At 65.0% G+C, this 20,301-nt stretch carries 20 protein-coding genes; 13 read left to right on the top strand and 7 right to left on the bottom strand.

Annotated features, from left to right (window positions below):
* Positions 1-30 precede the first annotated feature (30 nt).
* From QOJ24_RS09420 to QOJ24_RS09365, 12 genes are all read left to right on the top strand, one after another.
* Positions 31-2,679, top strand: a complete 2,649-nt coding sequence (locus QOJ24_RS09420; RefSeq protein WP_526260720.1) for an ATP-binding protein — start codon at positions 31-33, stop codon at positions 2,677-2,679.
* A gap of 4 nt (positions 2,680-2,683) precedes the next feature.
* Positions 2,684-3,397 (top strand): ABC transporter substrate-binding protein, encoded by a 714-nt coding sequence (locus tag QOJ24_RS09415; RefSeq protein WP_526260719.1) that lies wholly within the window; start codon positions 2,684-2,686, stop codon positions 3,395-3,397.
* A gap of 72 nt (positions 3,398-3,469) precedes the next feature.
* Complete coding sequence (gap, locus tag QOJ24_RS09410; protein ID WP_526260718.1) at positions 3,470-4,492, top strand: type I glyceraldehyde-3-phosphate dehydrogenase; 1,023 nt, start codon at positions 3,470-3,472, stop codon at positions 4,490-4,492.
* Positions 4,493-4,496: 4 nt separating this feature from the next.
* Positions 4,497-5,726 (top strand): phosphoglycerate kinase, encoded by a 1,230-nt coding sequence (locus tag QOJ24_RS09405; RefSeq protein ID WP_526260717.1) that lies wholly within the window; start codon positions 4,497-4,499, stop codon positions 5,724-5,726.
* 19 nt (positions 5,727-5,745) lie between these two features.
* A complete protein-coding gene (gene tpiA / locus QOJ24_RS09400; protein ID WP_526260716.1) occupies positions 5,746-6,531 on the top strand; it encodes a triose-phosphate isomerase in 786 nt (261 codons plus the stop codon).
* A 53-nt stretch (positions 6,532-6,584) separates the two neighbouring features.
* Positions 6,585-6,821 (top strand): preprotein translocase subunit SecG, encoded by a 237-nt coding sequence (gene secG / locus QOJ24_RS09395; RefSeq protein WP_526260715.1) that lies wholly within the window; start codon positions 6,585-6,587, stop codon positions 6,819-6,821.
* Between the two features lie 93 nt (positions 6,822-6,914).
* The gene (locus QOJ24_RS09390) at positions 6,915-7,544 is read left to right on the top strand and encodes a hypothetical protein (RefSeq protein WP_526260714.1); all 630 of its coding nucleotides are present in this window, start codon (positions 6,915-6,917) and stop codon (positions 7,542-7,544) included.
* 52 nt (positions 7,545-7,596) lie between these two features.
* Positions 7,597-10,422, top strand: coding sequence for a phosphoenolpyruvate carboxylase (gene ppc / locus QOJ24_RS09385; protein ID WP_526260713.1), 2,826 nt, complete (start codon positions 7,597-7,599; stop codon positions 10,420-10,422).
* Between the two features lie 114 nt (positions 10,423-10,536).
* Positions 10,537-11,760, top strand: coding sequence for a DUF1214 domain-containing protein (locus QOJ24_RS09380; protein WP_526260712.1), 1,224 nt, complete (start codon positions 10,537-10,539; stop codon positions 11,758-11,760).
* The gene (locus QOJ24_RS09375) at positions 11,757-12,902 is read left to right on the top strand and encodes a sulfotransferase (RefSeq protein WP_526260711.1); all 1,146 of its coding nucleotides are present in this window, start codon (positions 11,757-11,759) and stop codon (positions 12,900-12,902) included. The genes QOJ24_RS09380 and QOJ24_RS09375 overlap by 4 nt, the downstream gene beginning before the upstream one ends.
* A 7-nt stretch (positions 12,903-12,909) precedes the next feature.
* The gene (locus QOJ24_RS09370) at positions 12,910-13,554 is read left to right on the top strand and encodes a TetR/AcrR family transcriptional regulator (RefSeq protein WP_526260710.1); all 645 of its coding nucleotides are present in this window, start codon (positions 12,910-12,912) and stop codon (positions 13,552-13,554) included.
* Positions 13,555-13,558: 4 nt separating this feature from the next.
* Positions 13,559-14,362, top strand: coding sequence for an SDR family NAD(P)-dependent oxidoreductase (locus QOJ24_RS09365; RefSeq protein ID WP_526260709.1), 804 nt, complete (start codon positions 13,559-13,561; stop codon positions 14,360-14,362).
* Positions 14,363-14,366: 4 nt separating this feature from the next.
* Here the strand turns inward: QOJ24_RS09365 and QOJ24_RS09360 are convergent, their stop codons facing one another.
* Positions 14,367-14,507 (bottom strand): hypothetical protein, encoded by a 141-nt coding sequence (locus tag QOJ24_RS09360; RefSeq protein WP_526260708.1) that lies wholly within the window; start codon positions 14,505-14,507, stop codon positions 14,367-14,369.
* A 37-nt stretch (positions 14,508-14,544) separates the two neighbouring features.
* Positions 14,545-15,051, bottom strand: a complete 507-nt coding sequence (locus QOJ24_RS09355; protein WP_526260707.1) for a hypothetical protein — start codon at positions 15,049-15,051, stop codon at positions 14,545-14,547.
* A gap of 49 nt (positions 15,052-15,100) precedes the next feature.
* Here QOJ24_RS09355 and QOJ24_RS09350 point away from each other — a divergent pair, with 49 nt between their 5' ends.
* On the top strand, positions 15,101-15,526 hold the full coding sequence (locus tag QOJ24_RS09350) for a hypothetical protein (RefSeq protein WP_526260706.1): 426 nt from the start codon (positions 15,101-15,103) through the stop codon (positions 15,524-15,526).
* Here the strand turns inward: QOJ24_RS09350 and QOJ24_RS09345 are convergent.
* The 5 genes from QOJ24_RS09345 to tal all read right to left on the bottom strand — a co-directional run bounded on the left by QOJ24_RS09345 (position 15,523) and on the right by tal (position 20,287).
* Entirely contained in the window at positions 15,523-15,897 is a 375-nt protein-coding gene (locus tag QOJ24_RS09345) for an ATPase (RefSeq protein ID WP_526260742.1), read from the bottom strand. The genes QOJ24_RS09350 and QOJ24_RS09345 overlap by 4 nt on opposite strands.
* A gap of 82 nt (positions 15,898-15,979) precedes the next feature.
* On the bottom strand, positions 15,980-16,714 hold the full coding sequence (gene pgl, locus QOJ24_RS09340) for a 6-phosphogluconolactonase (protein ID WP_526260705.1): 735 nt from the start codon (positions 16,712-16,714) through the stop codon (positions 15,980-15,982).
* Positions 16,711-17,622, bottom strand: a complete 912-nt coding sequence (opcA, locus tag QOJ24_RS09335; RefSeq protein ID WP_526260704.1) for a glucose-6-phosphate dehydrogenase assembly protein OpcA — start codon at positions 17,620-17,622, stop codon at positions 16,711-16,713. The genes pgl and opcA overlap by 4 nt, the downstream gene beginning before the upstream one ends.
* Positions 17,619-19,178, bottom strand: coding sequence for a glucose-6-phosphate dehydrogenase (gene zwf, locus QOJ24_RS09330; protein ID WP_526260703.1), 1,560 nt, complete (start codon positions 19,176-19,178; stop codon positions 17,619-17,621). Before zwf ends, opcA begins: the two co-directional genes overlap by 4 nt.
* On the bottom strand, positions 19,175-20,287 hold the full coding sequence (gene tal, locus QOJ24_RS09325; protein WP_526260702.1) for a transaldolase: 1,113 nt from the start codon (positions 20,285-20,287) through the stop codon (positions 19,175-19,177). Before tal ends, zwf begins: the two co-directional genes overlap by 4 nt.
* Positions 20,288-20,301 lie beyond the last annotated feature (14 nt).

Raw genomic sequence — 20,301 nt, 5'->3', positions numbered from 1 at the left:
TAGGCGCAATCTTCGTGCGATCCTTTGCCAATGTCGGCTCCATCCGGGGTGGTCACGTTTCTCTTCACCGATATCGAGGGCTCGACCCGTCGGTGGGAGTCCGACGCCGATGCCATGCGCTCGGCGCTCGCTGCGCATGACGAGGTGCTGCGCACGGCGATTGAATCGCACGGCGGTTTCCTGTTCAAGCACACCGGCGACGGCGTTATCGCCGCGTTCGCGTCGCCCCGGGCCGCCATCGATGCAGCGATCGTGGGACAGCGCAAGCTCGAGTTGCCGGTACGGATGGGGATCGCAACCGGTGACGCGTCGCATCAGGACGGCGACTACTTCGGTGCAGTGTTGAATCGGGCGGCGCGCGTGATGGCGGCCGGGCACGGCGGTCAGACCCTCGTCGCCGACTCGACCGCTTCGTTGGTCAGCGGCGTCGATCTTCTCGACCTGGGGCCGCGACGGCTTCGTGACTTAACGACTCCGGTTGGACTTTTCCAAGTGCGGGGAGCCGGACTACGCGAAGATTTCCCGCCGCTGCGGACCCTCGATACCAACCCCGGCAACTTGAGATCGGCGACCACCAGCCTCATCGGGCGTGAATCGGATGTTGCCGAGATCAAGGACGCTGTGCGCGCACATCGGCTTGTCACTCTGACCGGCGTCGGCGGGGTGGGGAAGACCCGGCTGGCTTTGGAGGCCGCCAGACAGATGAGTGACGAATTTCCCGACGGTGTTTGGCTTTTCGAATTCGCGGCCGTAACGGATCCAGCGGCGATTCCCGACGCGGTCGCTGCGGTGCTTGGCATCACGCAACAGCCGGGCAAGACGATGGCGGAGTCAGTGGCCGCCGCCGTCGAAGGCCGCATCCGGCTTCTGGTATTCGACAACTGCGAACATGTTCTCGACGCTGCGGCCGATCTCATCGAGCTCGTGCTTTTGCATACGGCGACAGCCCGTGTCCTCGCTACCAGCCGGGAAGGACTTGGGCTCCCCGACGAGCAGGTGCGAAGAGTGCGTTCGCTGAATGTGGACACAGCGGTGGACCTATTTGTCGAGCGGGCGGGCAGCGTCGTGCAAGGCTTTTCAACTGGTGATACGGATGTGATCTCGGAGATCTGCCGTCGTCTTGACGGTATTCCGTTGGCCGTCGAGTTGGCGGCGTCGCGGATGGCGTCGATGACCGCGATCGAGGTTCGTGACAGGCTCGACCACAGGTTCCGGCTGCTGGTCGGCTCACGACGCGGCCTCGAGCGTCACCAAACCCTGCGGCACGCCGTGCAGTGGTCCTACGACCTGCTCGACGATCCCGAGAAGAGACTGCTGGAACGATGTTCGGTGTTCGCCGGGGGCTTTGATCTCGAAAGCGCTTGCGCGGTCAGCAATTCAGCAGACGACTTCACTACCCTCGACCTGCTCGACGCATTGGTACGCAAATCACTGGTCACCGCCGATCGCTCGTCTGGGCGTACCCGGTACTCGATGCTGGAGACGATCCGCCAGTTCGCCGAGGAGCAGCTTGTGGCCAGTGGTGCTGCGTCCGATTCGCGAAACGCCCACGCCCGACACTTCGCAGCGCGTGAACCCATGATCATGAGCGTATGGGACGGTCCTCGGCAGGCCGAGGCGTACGAGTGGTACAAGACTGAATTACCCAACCTACGCACTGGATTTCGGTGGGCCGCTGACGTGGGCGATCTCGACACCGCTGCTTGCATTGCCAGTGTCGGCGGGTTCTTGGGTGGTCTCGTGGAGAGTTACGAGCCGGTGGCGTGGGCGGAAGAGCTCGTTGCACCGGCTCTCGCCGTCGACCATCCGAGGCTGGCGTCGTTATGCGGGTCTGCGTCGTTGTGCTTTCTGTTCGGGCGCGTCGATGATGCGCTCGAATACAGCCGGATCGGCCAGATCGCGTTGGACGGTGGTTCGGCACAAGTGCAATGCGGCGTCGAACATTTTTGGCTAGGCGCCGTCTATTCCGCCCTGCCGGTGTCTGATCGCTACGTTTCGTTCTTTCAGCAGCAACGAGAGCGAGGTGGCGAAGGGTACGGAGTTGGCGATGCGTTCGTTGCCATTGCGCTGACGTGGAGCGGTCGAACCGAGGAAGCGCTTTCGATTGCGTCCGGGCTGCCGGATCTTGCCGAAAACACGTCGAATGCCTTCACCGCGTCGTATGCGTTGATGAGTTACGGGATGGCGTGCAGCGGCCACGATCCTCTTCGGGCGCTTGAGGCGCTGCGACGAGGTTTGACGATCGCCGACGATACGGGCAATCGAACCAATGAGTCGTATCTCGAGATGGCGCTCGCCCTGACCTTGAATCGGATCGAAGGCGACGAATCCGACCACATGTCTTTGCTCGACTACATCTCATCGGCCATCGCCAACTATCACGACTCGGGCAACATCACTCAGCTGCGTGCGGCGCTGGGTCTCTTCGCGACGTTTCTCGACCGCAGGGGTGATGCTGAACCGGCGGCTGCCGTCGCCGGCTTCGCGGGCGTGCTGCCGACGGCCGCTCCTTCGGTTCCGGAATTCGGTGCCGCGATCAGCCATCTCGGCGACATTCTCGGCTCGCACGATTACGAATCTCTCGCCCGCGACGGCGCTGCGATGACGATGGCGGGTGCGGTCGCTTTCGCCTACGAACAGATCGACCGGGTGCGGCAAGAGCTCGAGCAACTACCGTGAATGAATGCAGACTTTGAGGGTCGGCGCCGCCTATCCCGATCCGCCTTTCAACGGCATGCCGGACCACGGTGGACTCGACATCGACCTGATGACCGCGGTCGCCGACAAACTCAACACGCGCGTCGAGTTCGTTCCCTATGTCGGAGCGGACTTCAACGGCATCTTCGATGCGCTGGCCGCCGGAGACTTCGACTGTGTCGCCGCCGGGACCACGGTCACGCCCGAGCGCGAGAAGAAGGCGGACTTCGTCGCGCCGTACCTGATCTCGGGTCAGTCGCTGGCCGTTGACACCCGCCGGCTGCCCAACGTGCGTTCCGTCGGCGATCTCGAAGGGCTGACGATCGGCGTGCAGCAGGGCAACACCAGCGGCCCGATCGCCGAGAAGCTCGTCGCCGACGGCGTCGCCGCCACGGTCAGGGTCTACGACTACGGCAGCATCCGCACCGCACTCGATGACCTCACCACCGGCGGCTGCGACGCGTTCATGAAGCTTGCTCCCGTCCTCATGGAACTCGTCAAGCCGTTCGCCGACGTCGAGGTGGTGCAGCGCGGGATTTCCATCGAGAACATCGCGGTCGCGGTGGGCCGCGGCAACCAGGAACTCCTCGCCAGGTTCACCGTCGCGCAGGCCGAGCTCGAAGAGGATGGCACGCTGCAGCGAATCCGCAGGAAGTGGCTGGGTAACCCGTACGCCGATCAGAGCCTCGGAATGCTCTGACCAGCCTGCGCGTGACGGCTCTCACACCACTACGCTGGCTTGTGAGCATCAAGGCAAAAGAGGGAGAGACAAGTGACCATCCGGGTAGGCGTTAACGGCTTCGGCCGCATCGGACGCAACTTCTTCCGGGCCCTGGCGGCGCAGAAGTCCGAGGGCAAGAGCACCGACATCGAGGTCATTGCGGTCAACGACCTCACCGACAACGCCACGCTGGCGCACCTGCTCAAATTCGACTCAATCCTCGGCCGGTACCCCGAAGACATCAGCCTCGAGGGCGACGACACCATCGTCATCGGCAGCACCAAGATCAAGGCGCTCGAAGTGAAGGAGGGCCCGTCGGCCCTTCCGTGGGGCGATCTCGGCGTCGACGTCGTCGTCGAGTCCACCGGCATCTTCACCAACGCCGCCAAGGCCAAGGGCCACCTCGACGCGGGCGCCAAGAAGGTCATCATCTCCGCGCCAGCCACCGACGAGGACATCACCATCGTGCTGGGCGTCAACGACGACAAGTACGACGGCAGCCAGAACATCATCTCCAACGCGTCGTGCACAACAAACTGCCTCGGCCCGCTGGCCAAGGTGCTGAACGACGAGTTCGGCATCGTCAGGGGTCTGATGACGACCATCCACGCCTACACGCAGGACCAGAACCTGCAGGACGGTCCGCACAAGGATCTGCGCCGTGCCCGCGCCGCCGCACTGAACATCGTGCCGACCTCGACCGGCGCAGCCAAGGCGATCGGTCTGGTGCTGCCCGAGCTGAAGGGCAAGCTCGACGGCTACGCGCTGCGGGTGCCGATCCCGACCGGTTCGTGCACCGACCTGACCGCCGAGCTGTCCAAGTCAGCCACCGCAGAGGAGATCAACGCGGCGTTCAAGGCCGCCGCCGACGGTCCGCTCAAGGGCATCCTCAAGTACTACGACGCGCCGATCGTGTCGAGCGACATCGTCACCGACCCCCACAGCTCGATCTTCGACGCGGGCCTGACCAAGGTGATCGACAACCAGGCCAAGACGGTGTCCTGGTACGACAACGAGTGGGGCTACTCGAACCGGCTTGTGGACCTGGTCGCGCTGGTCGGCAAGTCGCTCTAGAGCGATGCCCGTCAAGACGCTCGAAGATCTACTCGCAGAAGGTGTTTCAGGCCGGGGCGTGCTGGTGCGGTCCGACCTAAACGTCCCGCTCGACGACGACCGCAACATCTCCGACCCGGGCCGGATCATCGCGTCGGTGCCGACGCTGAAGGCACTGTCGGATGCAGGCGCGAAGGTCGTTGTCACTGCTCACCTCGGCAGGCCCAAGGACGGCCCGGACCCCAAGTTCTCGCTCGGCCCCGTCGCGAAGGCGCTGGGCGAACAGCTGGGCCGTCACGTCCAACTCGCCACCGACGTGGTGGGCTCGGATGCGCTCGCGCGCGCCGAAGGGCTCACCGACGGCGACATCCTTCTGCTCGAGAACATCCGCTTCGACCCGCGTGAAACGAGCAAGGACGACAACGAGCGGCTTGCGCTTGCCAGGCAGCTGGCCGAACTGGTCGCCGCTGCGGACGGATCGCCGGGCGCGTTCGTATCCGACGGCTTCGGTGTGGTGCACCGCAAGCAGGCCTCGGTTTACGACGTCGCGACCCTGCTGCCGCATTACGCGGGAACACTGGTGGCCGCCGAGATCAAGGTGCTCGAGCAGCTGACCAGCTCGACCGAGCGTCCCTACGCGGTGGTGCTCGGCGGGTCGAAGGTCTCCGACAAGCTTGCGGTCATCGAGGCGCTCGCGGAGAAGGCCGACAGCCTCGTCATCGGCGGCGGGATGTGCTTCACTTTCCTTGCCTCACAGGGTGCTTCGGTCGGTAACTCTCTTCTGGAAGAGGGCATGATCGACACCTGTCGAAAGCTGCTCGAGGATTACGGCGACGTCATCCACCTGCCTGTCGACATCGTGGTGGCCGAGAAGTTCGCAGCGGACGCCGCGCCGGAACGTGTCCCCGCCGATCAGATTCCCGACGGGAAAATGGGCCTGGACATCGGGCCGGGCTCGGTGAAGCGCTTCACCAACCTGCTGTCGAATGCCAAGACCATCTTCTGGAACGGCCCGATGGGTGTGTTCGAGTTCCCCGCCTTCGCCGACGGCACCAAGGGTGTCGCCGAGGCCATCGTCGGAGCGACGCAGAAGGGCGCCTTCAGCGTCGTCGGCGGCGGCGACTCGGCGGCCGCAGTGCGTCAGCTCGGCCTTCCCGACGACGGCTTCTCCCACATTTCCACCGGGGGCGGGGCTTCACTGGAATACCTTGAGGGCAAGACGCTGCCCGGCATCGAAGTGCTGGGAAACTCTTGAACCTCCTGAAGGGGAAGTTATGAGCCGCAAGCCGCTGATCGCAGGCAACTGGAAGATGAACCTCAACCATTTCGAAGCGATCGCGCTGGTGCAGAAGATCGCCTTCTCGCTTCCGGACAAGTATTTCGACAAGGTCGACGTCGCGGTGATCCCTCCGTTCACCGATCTGCGCAGCGTGCAGACGCTGGTCGACGGCGACAAACTGCGGCTCACCTACGGCGCGCAGGACTTGTCCCAGCACGATTCGGGCGCATACACCGGCGACATCAGTGGTGCGTTCCTCGCCAAGCTGGGTTGCACATACGCCGTCGTCGGGCACTCCGAGCGCCGCACCTATCACGCCGAGGACGACGCCCTTGTGGCTGCCAAGGCCGCGGCGGCGTTCAAGCACGACCTGACGCCGATCATCTGCATCGGCGAGCAGCTGGAGGTCCGTGAGGCAGGCAACCACGTCGAGCACTGCGTGGAGATGCTCCGCGGCTCTTTCGCAGGGCTGTCCGCCGAGCAGATCGGCAAGGCCGTCGTCGCCTACGAACCGGTGTGGGCGATCGGCACCGGCCGGGTGGCCAGCGCGGCCGACGCTCAGGAGGTCTGCAAGGCGATCCGCGACGAACTCGGCAAGCTGGCCAGCCCCGACCTGGCGGCAGGTGTGCGGGTGCTGTACGGCGGATCGGTGAACGCCAAGAACGTGGGCGAGATCGTGGCCCAGGAGGACGTCGACGGCGCGCTGGTCGGGGGCGCGTCGCTCGACGGCGAGCAGTTCGCCACGCTTTCGGCCATCGCCGCCGGTGGGCCACTTCCGTAGAGGGTGGCGAGGCGATTCGCGCCTGATCAGCCCCGGCCTGTAATCTTGCGGCTATGGAATTGGGCCTGCAGATCACGCTGGTGGTCACCAGTGTCTTGGTGATCATTCTCGTGCTGCTGCACCGCGCCAAGGGTGGCGGCCTGTCCACCCTGTTCGGCGGCGGCGTCCAGTCCAGCTTGTCCGGGTCGACGGTGGTCGAGAAGAACCTCGACCGGTTGACGCTGTTTGTCACCGGGATCTGGGTCGTCTGCATCGTCGGCGTGGCGCTCCAGATCAAGTACGGCGCCTAGCAACTTTCTCAATCGCCGCACATCAAGCGGCACGCCATCTTGTGTGATTCAGTTACGTATCGCCCGCCTCGGGCACGTCACACGAGAGGCCGTATGAATACTCCGCAGGGGCCGCAGCCGTATCGGCAAAACCAGCCGCCGCAGCCGCATCGCCACCCACCTCGGCCGCCGCAGCCTCCTGCCCCGTACCGACCGGCGCCGCCCCCGCCACCGCAGCAGTACCGCGGTCAACCGCCCCCGCCGCCGCAACAGCGTTTCCAGCCCCCGCAGTACGGACAGCCGCCCGCACCCCAGCAACCAGGGCGGCAGCCGAGCCCGTACGGCCAGTCCGGCGACGGCATCGTCATCAACACCCAGTTCTTCCCGCTGGCCTGGGTGCTGTTCTTCGTGAAGCCGAGGATCGCCGTCGACGGCCAGGAAATGCAGGCGCCGGCCTGGGGTCGTACACATCTGCCCGCCCGCCCCGGTCAACATCACGTGCATGTTCACGTGCCGTACTTTCTGCCGCCGAAGCTGGGGCCTGCCGACGCGACGGTCGATGTGCGCCCGGGTCAGGTGGCCGAACTGGAGTACAAGGCGCCGATGTGGGCGTTCAGCGCTGGCTCGCTCGGCGTCGGTCCGCAGAAGTACAACGGGATTGGCATCACGATCGCCATCGTCGCGATTCCGTTCGTCATCGTGTTCCTGCTCATCCTGTTCACCGTCGTGCTGGCTGTGATCTGAGTGACGCCGTTCCCGCACTGCGGGCCGCCTGCCGGTCGCCGATACTTGGGTAATGGCTGACGGACCCGACATCTCGCTGGCGCCGATCGGCTCCGTGCGCCGCACCAAGGTCGGCCGTGAAGCCACCGAGCCCATGCGCGAGGACATCCGGCTGCTGGGCACCATCCTCGGCGACACCGTCCGCGAGCAGAACGGGGAAGAGGTCTTCGACCTCGTCGAGCGGGCCCGCGTCGAGTCGTTCCGGGTGCGCCGCTCGGAGATCGACCGCGCCGAGCTCGCCGGGATGTTCGACGGCATCGACATCCACCAGGCCATCCCGGTCATCCGTGCCTTCACCCATTTCGCGCTGCTCGCCAACGTTGCAGAAGACATCCATCGGGAGCGGCGTCGCGCGATTCGCGTCGCTGCGGGCGAGCCGCCACAGGACAGCAGCCTGGCTGCCACCTACCTCAAGCTCGACACAGCCGAGCTCGACTCGGCGACCGTCGCCGAGACGCTGACCGGCGCACTGGTGTCCCCGGTGATCACCGCGCATCCCACCGAGACTCGCCGCCGAACGGTGTTCGATACGCAGCACCGCATCACCGAGTTGATGCGACTGCGGTCGGGGGCCCATACGCACTCCGCAGATGGTCGTGACATCGAAACCGAACTACGCCGCAACATCTTGACACTCTGGCAGACGGCGCTGATTCGGTTGTCGCGGCTGAAGATTCAAGACGAGATCGAAACCGGGCTGCGTTACTACCCGGCGGCGTTCCTCGATGTCATTCCAAGGGTCAACGCCGAGGTACGCACGGCGCTAAAAGCCCGATGGCCGGATGCGAACCTCCTTGGCGAGCCGATCCTGCGGCCCGGTTCGTGGATCGGTGGCGACCGGGACGGCAACCCTAACGTCACCGCGGACGTCGTCCGGTTGGCCACCTCGCGAGCGGCGCACACCGCTCTGGCGCACTACTTCGTCGAGATCACAGCGCTGGAGGAAGAGCTGTCGATGTCGGCGCGGCTGGTCAAGGTCACCGACGAATTGGCGGCGCTGGCCGACGCGTGTCACGAGCCTGCGCGTGCCGACGAGCCGTACCGGCGCGCACTGCGGGTCATCCACGGCAGGCTCACCGCGACCGCGCAACAGATCCTCGACCGCCAACCGGAGCACGAGCTGGATCTCGGGCTCGAGGCCTACGGAACCCCCGAGGAGCTATTGGCAGACCTTGATGTCGTCGACGGGTCACTGCGGGCCAACGGTAGCGCGGTGCTGGCCGACGATCGGTTGGCGCGACTGCGAGAAGCCGTACGCACCTTCGGGTTTCACCTATCGGGCCTGGATCTAAGGCAGAACTCCGACGTGCACGAGGAGGTCGTCGCGGAGCTCTTGGCGTGGGCCGGTGTGCACCATGACTACCGGTCACTGACCGAGCCTGACCGCGTCGAGCTTCTGGTGGCGGAGCTCGGCACCCGGCGACCACTGATCGGCGATGGCGCCGAACTCTCCGAGCTGGCGCGCAAGGAACTCGACATCTGCATCGCCGCCGCCCGCGCCGTGAAGGTGTTCGGCCCGCTCGCGGTGCCCAACTACGTCATCTCGATGTGTCAGTCGGTGTCCGACATGCTCGAGGCGGCGCTGCTGCTGAAGGAGTCCGGTCTGATCGATGCGTCCGGGGCGGGTTCCGATGTCGCCGCCGGTGCGGCTCGGGAAACCTACAGTCCGGTCGGCATCGTGCCGCTGTTCGAGACGATCGACGACCTGCAGCGAGGATCGTCGATTCTGGAAGCGGCCCTTGACCTTCCGCTCTACAGATCACTGGTGGATGCGCGCGGTGGCAGCCAGGAGGTCATGCTCGGCTATTCCGACTCCAACAAGGACGGCGGCTACCTCGCGGCCAACTGGGCGCTCTATCGTGCCGAACTGGACCTGGTGGAGTCTGCTCGCAAGACCGGGATCCGGTTACGGCTCTTCCACGGTCGAGGCGGCACCGTGGGGCGCGGTGGTGGTCCCAGCTACGAGGCCATCCTGGCGCAGCCGCCGGGAGCGGTGAACGGGTCGCTGCGGCTCACCGAGCAGGGCGAGGTGATCGCCGCGAAGTACGCCGAGCCACGGATCGCGCACCGCAACCTGGAGACCCTGCTGGCTGCCACGCTCGAGGCATCGCTGCTCGACGTCGAGGGGCTCGGCGACGAGGCGGAACCCGCCTACGAGGTGCTCGACGATCTGGCTGCTCGCGCGCACCGCGCGTACGCCGAGTTGGTCCACGAGACACCGGGTTTCGTCGACTACTTCAAGGCGTCCACCCCCGTCGGCGAGATCGGCTCGCTCAACATCGGCAGCAGGCCGACATCGCGCAAGCCGACCAGTTCGATATCCGACCTGCGAGCCATCCCGTGGGTGTTGGCCTGGAGCCAGTCGCGTGTCATGTTGCCCGGCTGGTACGGCACGGGAACGGCGTTCGAGGAATGGATCGCAGACGGCGACGGTCGGTTGGAGGTGCTGCAGGATCTGTACCGCCGGTGGCCATTCTTCCGCACTGTGCTGTCGAATATGGCTCAGGTGCTTGCCAAGTCGGACATGGGTCTCGCGGCGCGGTACGCAGAGTTGGTCGACGACGAGGCGCTGCGTCGACGGGTGTTCGACATGATCGCCGCCGAACACGAGCGCACCATCCGGATACACGGGTTGGTCACCGGACATGACGACCTGCTCGCCGACAACCCGGCCCTGGCCCGCTCGGTGTTTAACCGGTTCCCATATCTGGAGCCGCTGAACCACCTCCAGGTCGAGCTGTTGCGGCGGTACCGCTCGGGCGACGACGACGAACTCGTTCAGCGCGGCATCCTGCTGACCATGAGCGGGCTTGCCACCGCGCTGCGGAACAGCGGGTAGCGTCGCACCCGACCCCATCCTTGACACTTTCGCATTGAGGTGTAAGAGTCAGAGCGCTTAAATGAAAACATGGTTTTCGTTTAACGCGCCTCTACACCGGCGAAGGCGGTCACGATGACGGACGAGAATCCCATGGCGTGGCTTCCGCATTCCATCGCCGAGGCTGCACTGTCCGACGGTGGGAGCGCCGACGGCGACCTGCCAACGGCATGGGCCCACCTGTTGGAACGACTCGAGGCGGCAGGCGAACTCGTCGCATCAAACCCGGCGAACCGCAACCGCGTTGACTATGCATCGGGTATGCGCCATCTGATGGTGCTGCTCGCGGTCGGCGTCGACGAGGCGCTGCGGGCCGATCCCGACCCGGTGCTCTCGGTGGAACGCACCAGCACCGACGACATCCTGACCTGGGGTATGGAATGCCCCGACTGCATATACCTGCGGGCCACCCTTCGCGATGGTGAGACCTACCGGTTGTACGGCAACCGCGGGACCGCCCGCTACGTGGGTTTGCAGACCATGGACGGGATGGCGTCGACGGCCAATTGCCTGGTCGACGATCTGGACGTCGATGCCGACGGCAACTTCGAGGCGATACTGTCCGCCGACGATCACGACGGCAACTGGCTGCGGATCCAGGGCGACCATCCGACGCTCGTCGTGCGGCACTTCTTTTACGACTGGGAAACCGAGAAGGCGTCGTCGTTGCAGATCGAACGCGTCGGCGCTCAGGTCGACCCGGCGGAGCGATCGGTCGCTCTGGATGTCATGGTGTCGCGGCAGCTGCATGCGCTGGGGGATTTCGTCCACGACAACCTGAAGTTCTTCCTTGACTTCAACGCCGGGCCGCCGATCAACGGATTCATGCCGCCAATCGATCGGTCGGCGATCGGCGCCGCCGCGGAGAACCGCCCGGTCATCGGTCGCTTCGAACTCGAACCGGACGAGGCGCTGATCCTCGAGGTCGAGCCGCCGAAGGGCGTCTATTGGAGTTACTCGATCGGCAATCAGTGGTGGGAGACGATCCACTACGGTCGCCACCAGTCCAGCCTCAACGCGCACCAGGCCCAAATCGATTCCGACGGCGTTCTTCGTGTCGTCATCAGCTCGCGCGACCCAGGGGTGGCGAATTGGCTTGATGCGGCCGGTCATAGCAACGGCGCGATGATTCTGCGCTGTGTGCGGACAGAATCCGCGCCGACGCCGAGGGCGCGTGTGGTGAAGTTCGTCGATATCGGATCTGAGCTTCCCGCGGGAACCAAATGGGTCACAGCAGCGGAGCGAGCCGAGATCATCGAGGCGCGTCGCCGCGCCGTGCACGAAAGGTTCAGCGCATGAGCTTCTCGACCGGCGCGCTCGAAGACGGCGCCCGTGCCGCGACCGGACTGGAGGACTTCGGTTCGACCTACTACCGCGAAGGGCTGGAACGCACCGTCGACGCATTGAACACCGAGGCGGGGCTGAACGACCTGGGCAAGGTCATTCAGAACGCGACCATCAGCAACGCGCTGATCCAGAGGTTGCGGATCGTCGACACCTACAAGCAACACCCAGAGATCGACGACGAGGTCATCGACGGTCCGGTATTCGTCATCGGGCTCCCGCGCACCGGTACCACCGCATTGAGCCAGTTGGTGGCCAGCGATCCACAGTTCCGGTCTCTGAGGATGTGGGAATCACAGGCGTGCACGCCACCGCCGGAGGCGGCCACCCAGCACACCGACCCGCGGATAGCGCAGGCGGCCGAGGGGATCGCGATGATGGACAACATGTTTCCGCGAATGAAGACCATGATGAACTCCGAACCGGATGCACCCACGGAGTGTCAGGACTTGATGGGAATGAGCTTCCGCACCTTCCACTTCGACGGTGTTGTCCGGGTTCCGGGCTACCTATCCTGGTTGATGCAGTGCGATATGCGGGAGACATATACATTTCACCGGCAGGTGCTCAAGCTGCTTCAGTGGCATTGCCCGCCGACGCTGTGGCATCTCAAGACACCGGTGCACATGTTCTCACTCGATGCACTCGTCGAGGCATATCCGAATGCGAAATTCCTCTGGAGCCATCGTGATCCCGCAAAAGTACTGGCATCGGTGTGCAGTCTGATCGCCTATGTTCGCAGTTGGAGCAGCGATCGCGACGACGCAGAAGAACTTGGCGCCGAGCAACTGCAGAGTTGGGCAGAGGCTGTCCGGCGTGCGATGGACTTCCGGAAGCGCTTCGGGGACAACCGATTCGTCGACGTGTCGTTCGCCGATCTGCAGACCGACCCCATCGCAACGCTGGAAACCAGCTATGCCCAACTCGGGCTGACCCTCTCATCGGAGGGACGCACCCGAGTCCAGGAGTGGTCATCCGACCACCGGCCAGGGTCGCGCGGCGAGCACAGCTACGACCTCGCCGACTATGGCCTTGCCCCCGAGCAGGTGCGCGAGCGGTTCGCCGACTACCTCGCGGCTTACGACGCGACCGCATGAGGTGACGGTGACCTCTCCGACGACATCGAACGTCAAGCGCCGGCGCAAGAAGCTGGCCCCCGATCCCGGCGTACGAAGTGCACTACTGGATGCGGCAGCCAAAGTCGTTCGCGAGCATGGGGTTCGAAGTCTCAGTGTGGCGCAGGTGCTCGACCGCGCACAGCTGAGCACCCGGGCGTTCTATCGGCACTTCGACTCCAAGGACGCCTTGATTTCAGCCGTCTTCCTGGATATGGCACGGGTGGAGACACGGCGACTGAAGCGGAAGATGGCGGCGGCGGACGACCCGTCGGCGGCCGTGGTGGCCTGGATCGACGGCCGCTTGGACCTGGTGTTCAACGAGTCGATCAGATCCGATCTGCGCCAGATGTCGCTGGAGGCGCAGACACAGATGTTCGCGGCGCCGGAGTTGGTCGCCGACGCCTACAGCGAAATCCTGAAACCCCTCATCGAACAGCTCGAGATCGGCAAGCGTGCCGGTGTCTTTCCTGGCATCGAACCAACGGCTGACGCGCTGTCGATACACGGGGCGATCTGGGCGAGCGTCGAACGGCAGTGGGCGACCGCAGGGTTTGACCGGGCTGCCGTACGCGACGACGTCGTTCGGTTCTGCCTGCGCGGACTCGGTGTCCTGTTGACTGACGAAGGGTAGAGCGATGGATCTCGGTTTGGCAGGCGCCGCAGCGGTTGTCACCGGCGGAAGCAAGGGCATGGGGCTCGCGATAGCCGAAACCCTTGCCGCCGAAGGCGCGCGCGTCGCGGTGATGGCTCGAGGCGCGCCCGCACTCGATGCGGCGGTGGATACGCTGCGTGCGGCAGGCGCACCCGATGCCGTCGGGCTCAGTGTCGACATGTCGGACGCCGAATCGATCGCTGCCGGCTTTGATTCCGTGGCGCGACGATGGGGTGAACTCAACAGCCTGGTACACACCATCGGACCTGGCGACGGCTACTTCGAAGAGATGACCGACGACCAGTGGGATGAAACGTTCGCGCTGGGCGCCATGTCCGGGGTGCGATCGATCCGCGCCGCGCTGCCGATGCTGCGGGCGGCGCCGTGGGCGCGGATCGTCACGTTGTCGGCCCATTCCATTCAGCGACAGAACCCGCGGATCGTCGCCTATACCGCATCAAAAGCGGCATTGAGCAGCGTCACGAAGAACCTGTCGAAAAGCCTTGCCAAGGACGGCATCCTGGTCAACTGCGTCTGTCCGGGAACCATTGTCACGGCGAGCTTCACGGAGAATTTGAAAGACATTTTCGCCGCCGACGGTTTGGACGCCTCCGATCCCAAGGACGTCATGACGTGGATCGACAACAACTTCCATCAGCCCTGTGACCTCGGACGCGCAGGCATGCCCGAGGAGATCGCCTCGATCACCGCCTATCTGGCGTCGAAGCGCAACGGCTACGTCACCGGGGCGACCGTCAACGTCGACGGCGGTTCGGATTTCGTCTGAGGCATCACCGCTCGACATAGTCGACCGGACACCGATCGGCCGACCGCGCCACCCCGCCGATCTGTTCGGGAACCGGTCGAGGATAGGAGGTCCACCGCGCGCTCATTCGGTAGTGGCCGAGCAGACGGGTCATCGCCGACGTCATGGCCGTCAGCGAGAACGACTGTGCGGGACAGGTATGCCTACCGTGACCAAAAGCGGTAACCAGCATCGGCGAGGGCAACCGATGTGTTCAACAGAGGCAGCAGCGTCGCGATGGTCCAACCGGCAGGCACCCGATACGTCGCGGCGCCGGTGTCCAGGTCGACAGGCACCAGCACTGCCCGCGACATGATCGAACGCTGCGCCAACCGCGTGCTCTGCAGGGCACACCGCTGAGCGAGGTCGCCGTCCCCGCCAACCACCGCCTCCAGCTCGGCAGGGTGCGAGAGGAGGTCGACCATGGCCCAGCCGAGCGCCGCCATCAGATTGGACATCGACGCGATGTGGATGAGGGCGACGTCAAGCCCGATTCCGCGAATCAAATCGGCCGGGGGCTTCGACGACCAGGCGTCGACGATCCGCCCGAACAGCCCGGTGTCGGCGTCCGGGCCGGTCGTCCACCGGTGCACGGCCTGTTCCACCACACCGACAACCGTGTCCAGCGCCGACCGTTCCGCCCGCTTGCCCGACGCGGCGACGGCGGCCATCGCGTCCGGATGCCGATCCAGGCCCCGCCCACGACGCCAGTCCCATCCGATGGCCCAGCCTGCGGGTGAGGTCGAAAAAGCCCACAGACCCGCCCGAACCCATTTCGGCCACGGTCTGATTCAGCGCCCAGTGCAGGTTGGCGAGGTACGACGCAACGTCATCGCGGCGGAACAGGGACGTCGGCAGAACGCGCCTGCCCACGAAGATCTCATCGGCAAGCTTGCGCGTAAGCATCAAGAAGTCGGCGACGCCCTTGCTCGCCGCGTCCTCGGGCAGCGCGTAAAACGACTCGACACCGGTGGGGGAGAAGGTGAACAGGTAGTGGTCGCCGCCGCTTTCGACGGCGAACGTGTCGCCGAGTCGGGCGCGGGCGGCCGCGATGGTGGCGACCGCGTCGTCGACGGGGATGTCCCACGGCAGCCCGATGCCGTCGGCGACCGGAGGCAACGGTGTCGGGAGACGGGCCTGCACTAGAGCCGGGTCGTTCGGCGCACCGCGCTGATCGCACCGCGGACAGCGGATTCGGTTGCCGCCAATGGGGCTATAGCAGCTTCGCCGATACCGACGATGCGTTCGACGCGGCCGACGATCCCCTCGAGTCTGTCGACCACCGCGTTGAGCCGCGGCGCCAACTCGTTGATGCGGCTGATGGTGTCGTTGAACCGTTCCAGGGTGGCGTCGAGGTTGCCGGTCGAGTTGTTCAGGTCATCCAGGGTGTCGGCGAGCCCGGCGAGGATGGTGTCGACCTGATCGACCGTGACGTCGGCGTTCAGTGCCGCCTGAGCGAGTTTCTGGATCCGCTCCCGGCCGGTGCGGGCACCGGGACTGCCACCCTTGTCTGCCATGACGGTCATTTGACCACATGACCGCAACCGTGGTGACCGACTTGTCGTCTGACAGAGCGATCGCTGCGCGATCCCGCGGCAACTAGAGCTTGGTTGCGGCTTCTTCGTCGAGCAGCCACACGGTCGCTTCGCGTCCGCTGGCCCCGGCGGCGGGCACATCGTCGGGATCGGCACCGCCGACCGCAGCGGCAACCGCGTCGGCTTTGTCGGCGCCCGCCACCACCAGCCAGACTTCGCGTGACCGCTGAACAGCGGGCAGCGTCAAGGTGATTCGCTTCGGTGGTGGCTTGGGGGAGTCGGTGACGCCGACCACTTGCCGATCGGTTTCGCGGACCGCCGGGGTGTGCGGGAACAACGAGTTGATGTGACCCTCGCCGCCCATGCCGAGCAGATGGACGTCGAATTCCGGTGCCGGCTGGCCGTCCTCGGCGATGGCTGCGAGCACCTGTTCGTATGACAAGGCCGCGGCGTCGATGTCGTCGCCGAACTCGCCGTCGCTGGCAGGCATCGCATGCACATTGGCCGCAGGGATGTCGATGTGGTCGAGCAGCGCCTCGCGGGCCTGCTTCTCATTGCGGTCATCGTCGTCTTCGGGGACATAGCGTTCGTCCCCCCAGAATAACCGGACCTTCGACCAATCGATCGCGTCGCCGTTTTCCCGTACGTGTTCGAGAAGGCCGATACCCGTGCCGCCGCCGGTCAGCACGATCAACGCCCGGTCCCTGGTCGCGATGGCGTCGGTGATCGCAACGATCAGTCGGTCTCCGACGGCGGCGATGAGTGCCGCCTTGTCCGAATACTTCTCGACCGTGCTCACAGGTACTCCACCTTGTCGATGCCCGCGAGCGCCTCGAAGTAGATTTCGTCGGCGTCGAGCCGGCGCAGATCCTCGGCCAGGCATTCCTTGGCGTCCCTGCGGGCCAACGGAATCAACGCTTCCGGCCTGCCCGTGCGGGACAGCGTGGCGGTCACGCCAGTCTGCGGTCGGCTCAATATCACCGTCTCGCTGGGTCTCTCCAGCTCGACTTTCAGGTCACCGACCGCCCGCCGAACCGGAGCGTCGATACGGCTCGCCAACCAACCGGCGAGAACATCGAGTGCGGGCTCGGACTTGAGTCCCGACACAAGCGCGGATTTGATCGGCTCGAAGGGGGCTTGGTCCAGAGCCGTCGCCAGCAGGGCCCGCCAGTAGGTGATGCGGCTCCAGGCCAGATCGGTGTCGCCCGCGGTGTAACCCTTGCGCCTGCTCTTGATCGCCGCGAGCGGGTCACTGCTGTTCGTCGCATCGGTGATCCGGCGAATCGCTAACTGGCCCAATGGATCCTCTGCAGGATTGGCGGGCGAACCCGCGGGCCACCAGGCCACCACAGGCGTGTCCGGCAGCAGGAACGGCAGCACGACGCTGCTGGCGTGGTCGGCCAGTTCGCCTTCGAGACGCAAGACCACAACCTCGCCTGCGCCTGCGTCGGCGCCGACGCGGATTTCGGCGTCGAGTCGTGGATCGGCGGCCTCGCGGTCGCCCGGCAGCACCGCGATCACCCGGCAGGGATGCTCTCGGCTGGCGAAGTTGGCCGCTTCGACGGAGTCTTCGAGAATCTCCTCGGAGTCCGGAGCGATGACGAGCGTCAGCACCCGGCCCATCGTGACCGCACCGCCCTCTTCCCTGAGGCTGATGATCTTTTTGTTGATGTCGTTGGTGCTGGCGTCGGGCAGATTGACGATCACGGCCGCCTCCAGTCTCTACCCATTCGGCGGATCATCTCGAAGGCCGACTCCGGCCCCCATGTACCCGACTCGTATGGATCGGGTTTGCCGTGTTCGGCCCAAAGGTCGAGAACAGGATCGAGTATCTCCCAGGAGTACTCGACTTCCCTGTTGAGCGGAAAAAGCGACGGCTCGCCGAGCAGCATGTCGAGGATCAACCGCTCGTATGCCTCGGGGGATTCCTCGGCGAACGCCGCCCCGTAGGAGAAGTCCATGTTGACGTCGCGAACTTCCATCTGGCTGCCGGGCACCTTGGAGCCGAAGCGGGTGGTGATGCCCTCGTCGGGCTGAACCCGGATCACCAACGCGTTCTTGCCCAGTTCCTCGGTCATCGTGGTGTCGAAGGGCAGGTGCGGAGCGCGTTTGAACACCAGCGCGATCTCGGTCACCCTTCGTCCCAACCGCTTTCCGGTTCGCAAGAAGAACGGCACGCCTGCCCAGCGGCGGGTGTCGATCTCCAACGTGATGGCCGCGAACGTCTCGGTCTTCGAGTCCTTGGAGAAACCCTCCTCCTCGAGCAGACCGGGCACCTTCTCGTTGCCCTGCCAGCCGGCGGTGTACTGCCCGCGAGCGGTGGTCTGGTCCAGCGGCTGCATCGGCCGGGTCGCCGACAGCACCTTGATCTTCTCGGCCTGCAGCTCGTGCGGGCTGAAGTTGACCGGCTCCTCCATCGCGGTCAGTGCCATCAACTGAATCAGGTGGTTCTGAATGACATCGCGGGCAGCGCCCACCCCGTCGTAGTAACCGCCGCGGCCGCCGAGGCCGATATCTTCGGCCATCGTGATCTGGACGCTGTCGACGAAGTTGGCGTTCCAGATCGGCTCGTACAGCTCGTTAGCGAAGCGCAACGCGAGGATGTTCTGGACGGTTTCCTTGCCGAGGTAGTGGTCGATACGGAACACCGCCTCCTCAGGGAACACACTGTTGACGACGTTGTTGAGCTCTTGTGCGCTCTGCAGGTCGTGCCCGAACGGCTTCTCGATCACCACGCGGCTCCAGCGCCCCTGCTGGGGCCGGGCCAGACCGGTGCTCTGCAGCTGCTCGCACACCGTCTGAAACGCCTTGGGCGGAATCGACAGGTAGAAGGCGTGGTTGCCGCCGGTACCGCGCTCGACGTCGAGCTTCTCCAGCTGCTCGGCCAACCGCTGAAACGCCTTCTCGTCGTCAAAGGTGCCCTGTACGAAGCGGATTCCTTCGGCCAGCCGGTCCCAGACCTCCTGGCGGTACGGAGTCCGAGCGTGCGATCTCACCGAATCGCAGACGAGCTTGGCGAAGTCCTCGTGGTCCCAGTCCCGCCGGGCAAAGCCGACCAATGCGAAATTGGCCGGCAGCAAGCCGCGGTTGGCGAGGTCGTAGATGGCAGGCATCAACTTCTTCGTCGCGAGATCGCCGGTGACGCCGAAGATGACCACTCCGCAGGGGCCCGGAATGCGGGGCATGCGCTTGTCGCGCTTGTCCCGCAGCGGATTACGCCAGTCCGCCGGGGCGGCGGATTTCTCTGCCGACTCCTTGCTCATTTCTTGTCGAGCTGAGTCTGCGTCTCGTCGAGAAGCTCCTGCCAGGACTTTTCGAACTTCTCCACGCCCTCGTTCTCGAGGGTGAGGAAGACGTCGGTCAGGTCGACACCCACGGCGTCGAGCTTGTCGAAGATCTCCTGGGCGGCATCGCCGGTGCCGGTGACCGTATCGCCCTGCACGACACCGTGGTCGGCGACGGCGTCAAGCGTCTTCTCCGGCATGGTGTTCACGGTGTTGGGGGCAACCAACTCGGTGACGTAAAGCGTGTCGGAGTAGTCGGGGTTCTTCACACCCGTCGACGCCCACAGCGGCCGCTGCACGCGCGCACCGTCGGCCTTGAGAGCTTCGAACCGGTCACCGCCCACGAATACTTCTTCGTATGCCGCGTACGCCAGCCGTGCGTTGGCCACACCTGCCTGCCCACGCAGCGCCAGCGCCTCGTCGCTGCCGATCTTCTCCAGCCGCTTGTCGACCTCGCTGTCGACCCGGGACACGAAGAACGATGCGACCGAGTGGATCTTGGACAGATCGTGGCCTGCCTTCTTGGCGGCCTCCAGTCCGGCGAGGTAAGCGTCCATCACCGCGCGGTGGCGCTCGACGGAGAAGATCAGCGTCACGTTGACCGAGATCCCCTCGGCGAGAACGGAAGTGATGGCGGGCACGCCCTCTTCCATTGCGGGGATCTTGATGAAGAGGTTCGGCCTGTCGACGATCTTCCACAGCTCGATGGCCTGTTGAATGGTCTTGTCGGCGTCGCGGGCGAGTCGCGGGTCGACCTCGATCGACACCCGGCCGTCGACACCGTCGGAGGCTTCCCACTGCGGGCGCAACACGTCGCAGGCGTCCCGCACGTCGTCGGTGGTGACCGTGCGGATGGTGGCGTCGACGTCAGCACCCCGTTCGGCCAGTTCTTTCACCTGGTCGTCGTAGGCGTCGCCCTTCGAGAGTGCGGCCTGGAAGATGCTCGGGTTGGTGGTCACGCCGACCACACTTTTGGTGTCGATCAGTTCCTGCAGATTGCCGCTTTTCAGCCGGTCGCGGGACAGGTCGTCGAGCCACACGGAGACGCCCGCAGCGGACAGCGCGGCGAGGTTGGAGTTCTGAGCCATCCTTGGTCCTTCTC

Source organism: Mycobacterium sp., from assembly GCF_032159775.1.
In the GTDB taxonomy this organism is placed as follows: domain Bacteria; phylum Actinomycetota; class Actinomycetes; order Mycobacteriales; family Mycobacteriaceae; genus Mycobacterium.
This window is presented reverse-complemented; position numbering and strand designations above follow the sequence as displayed.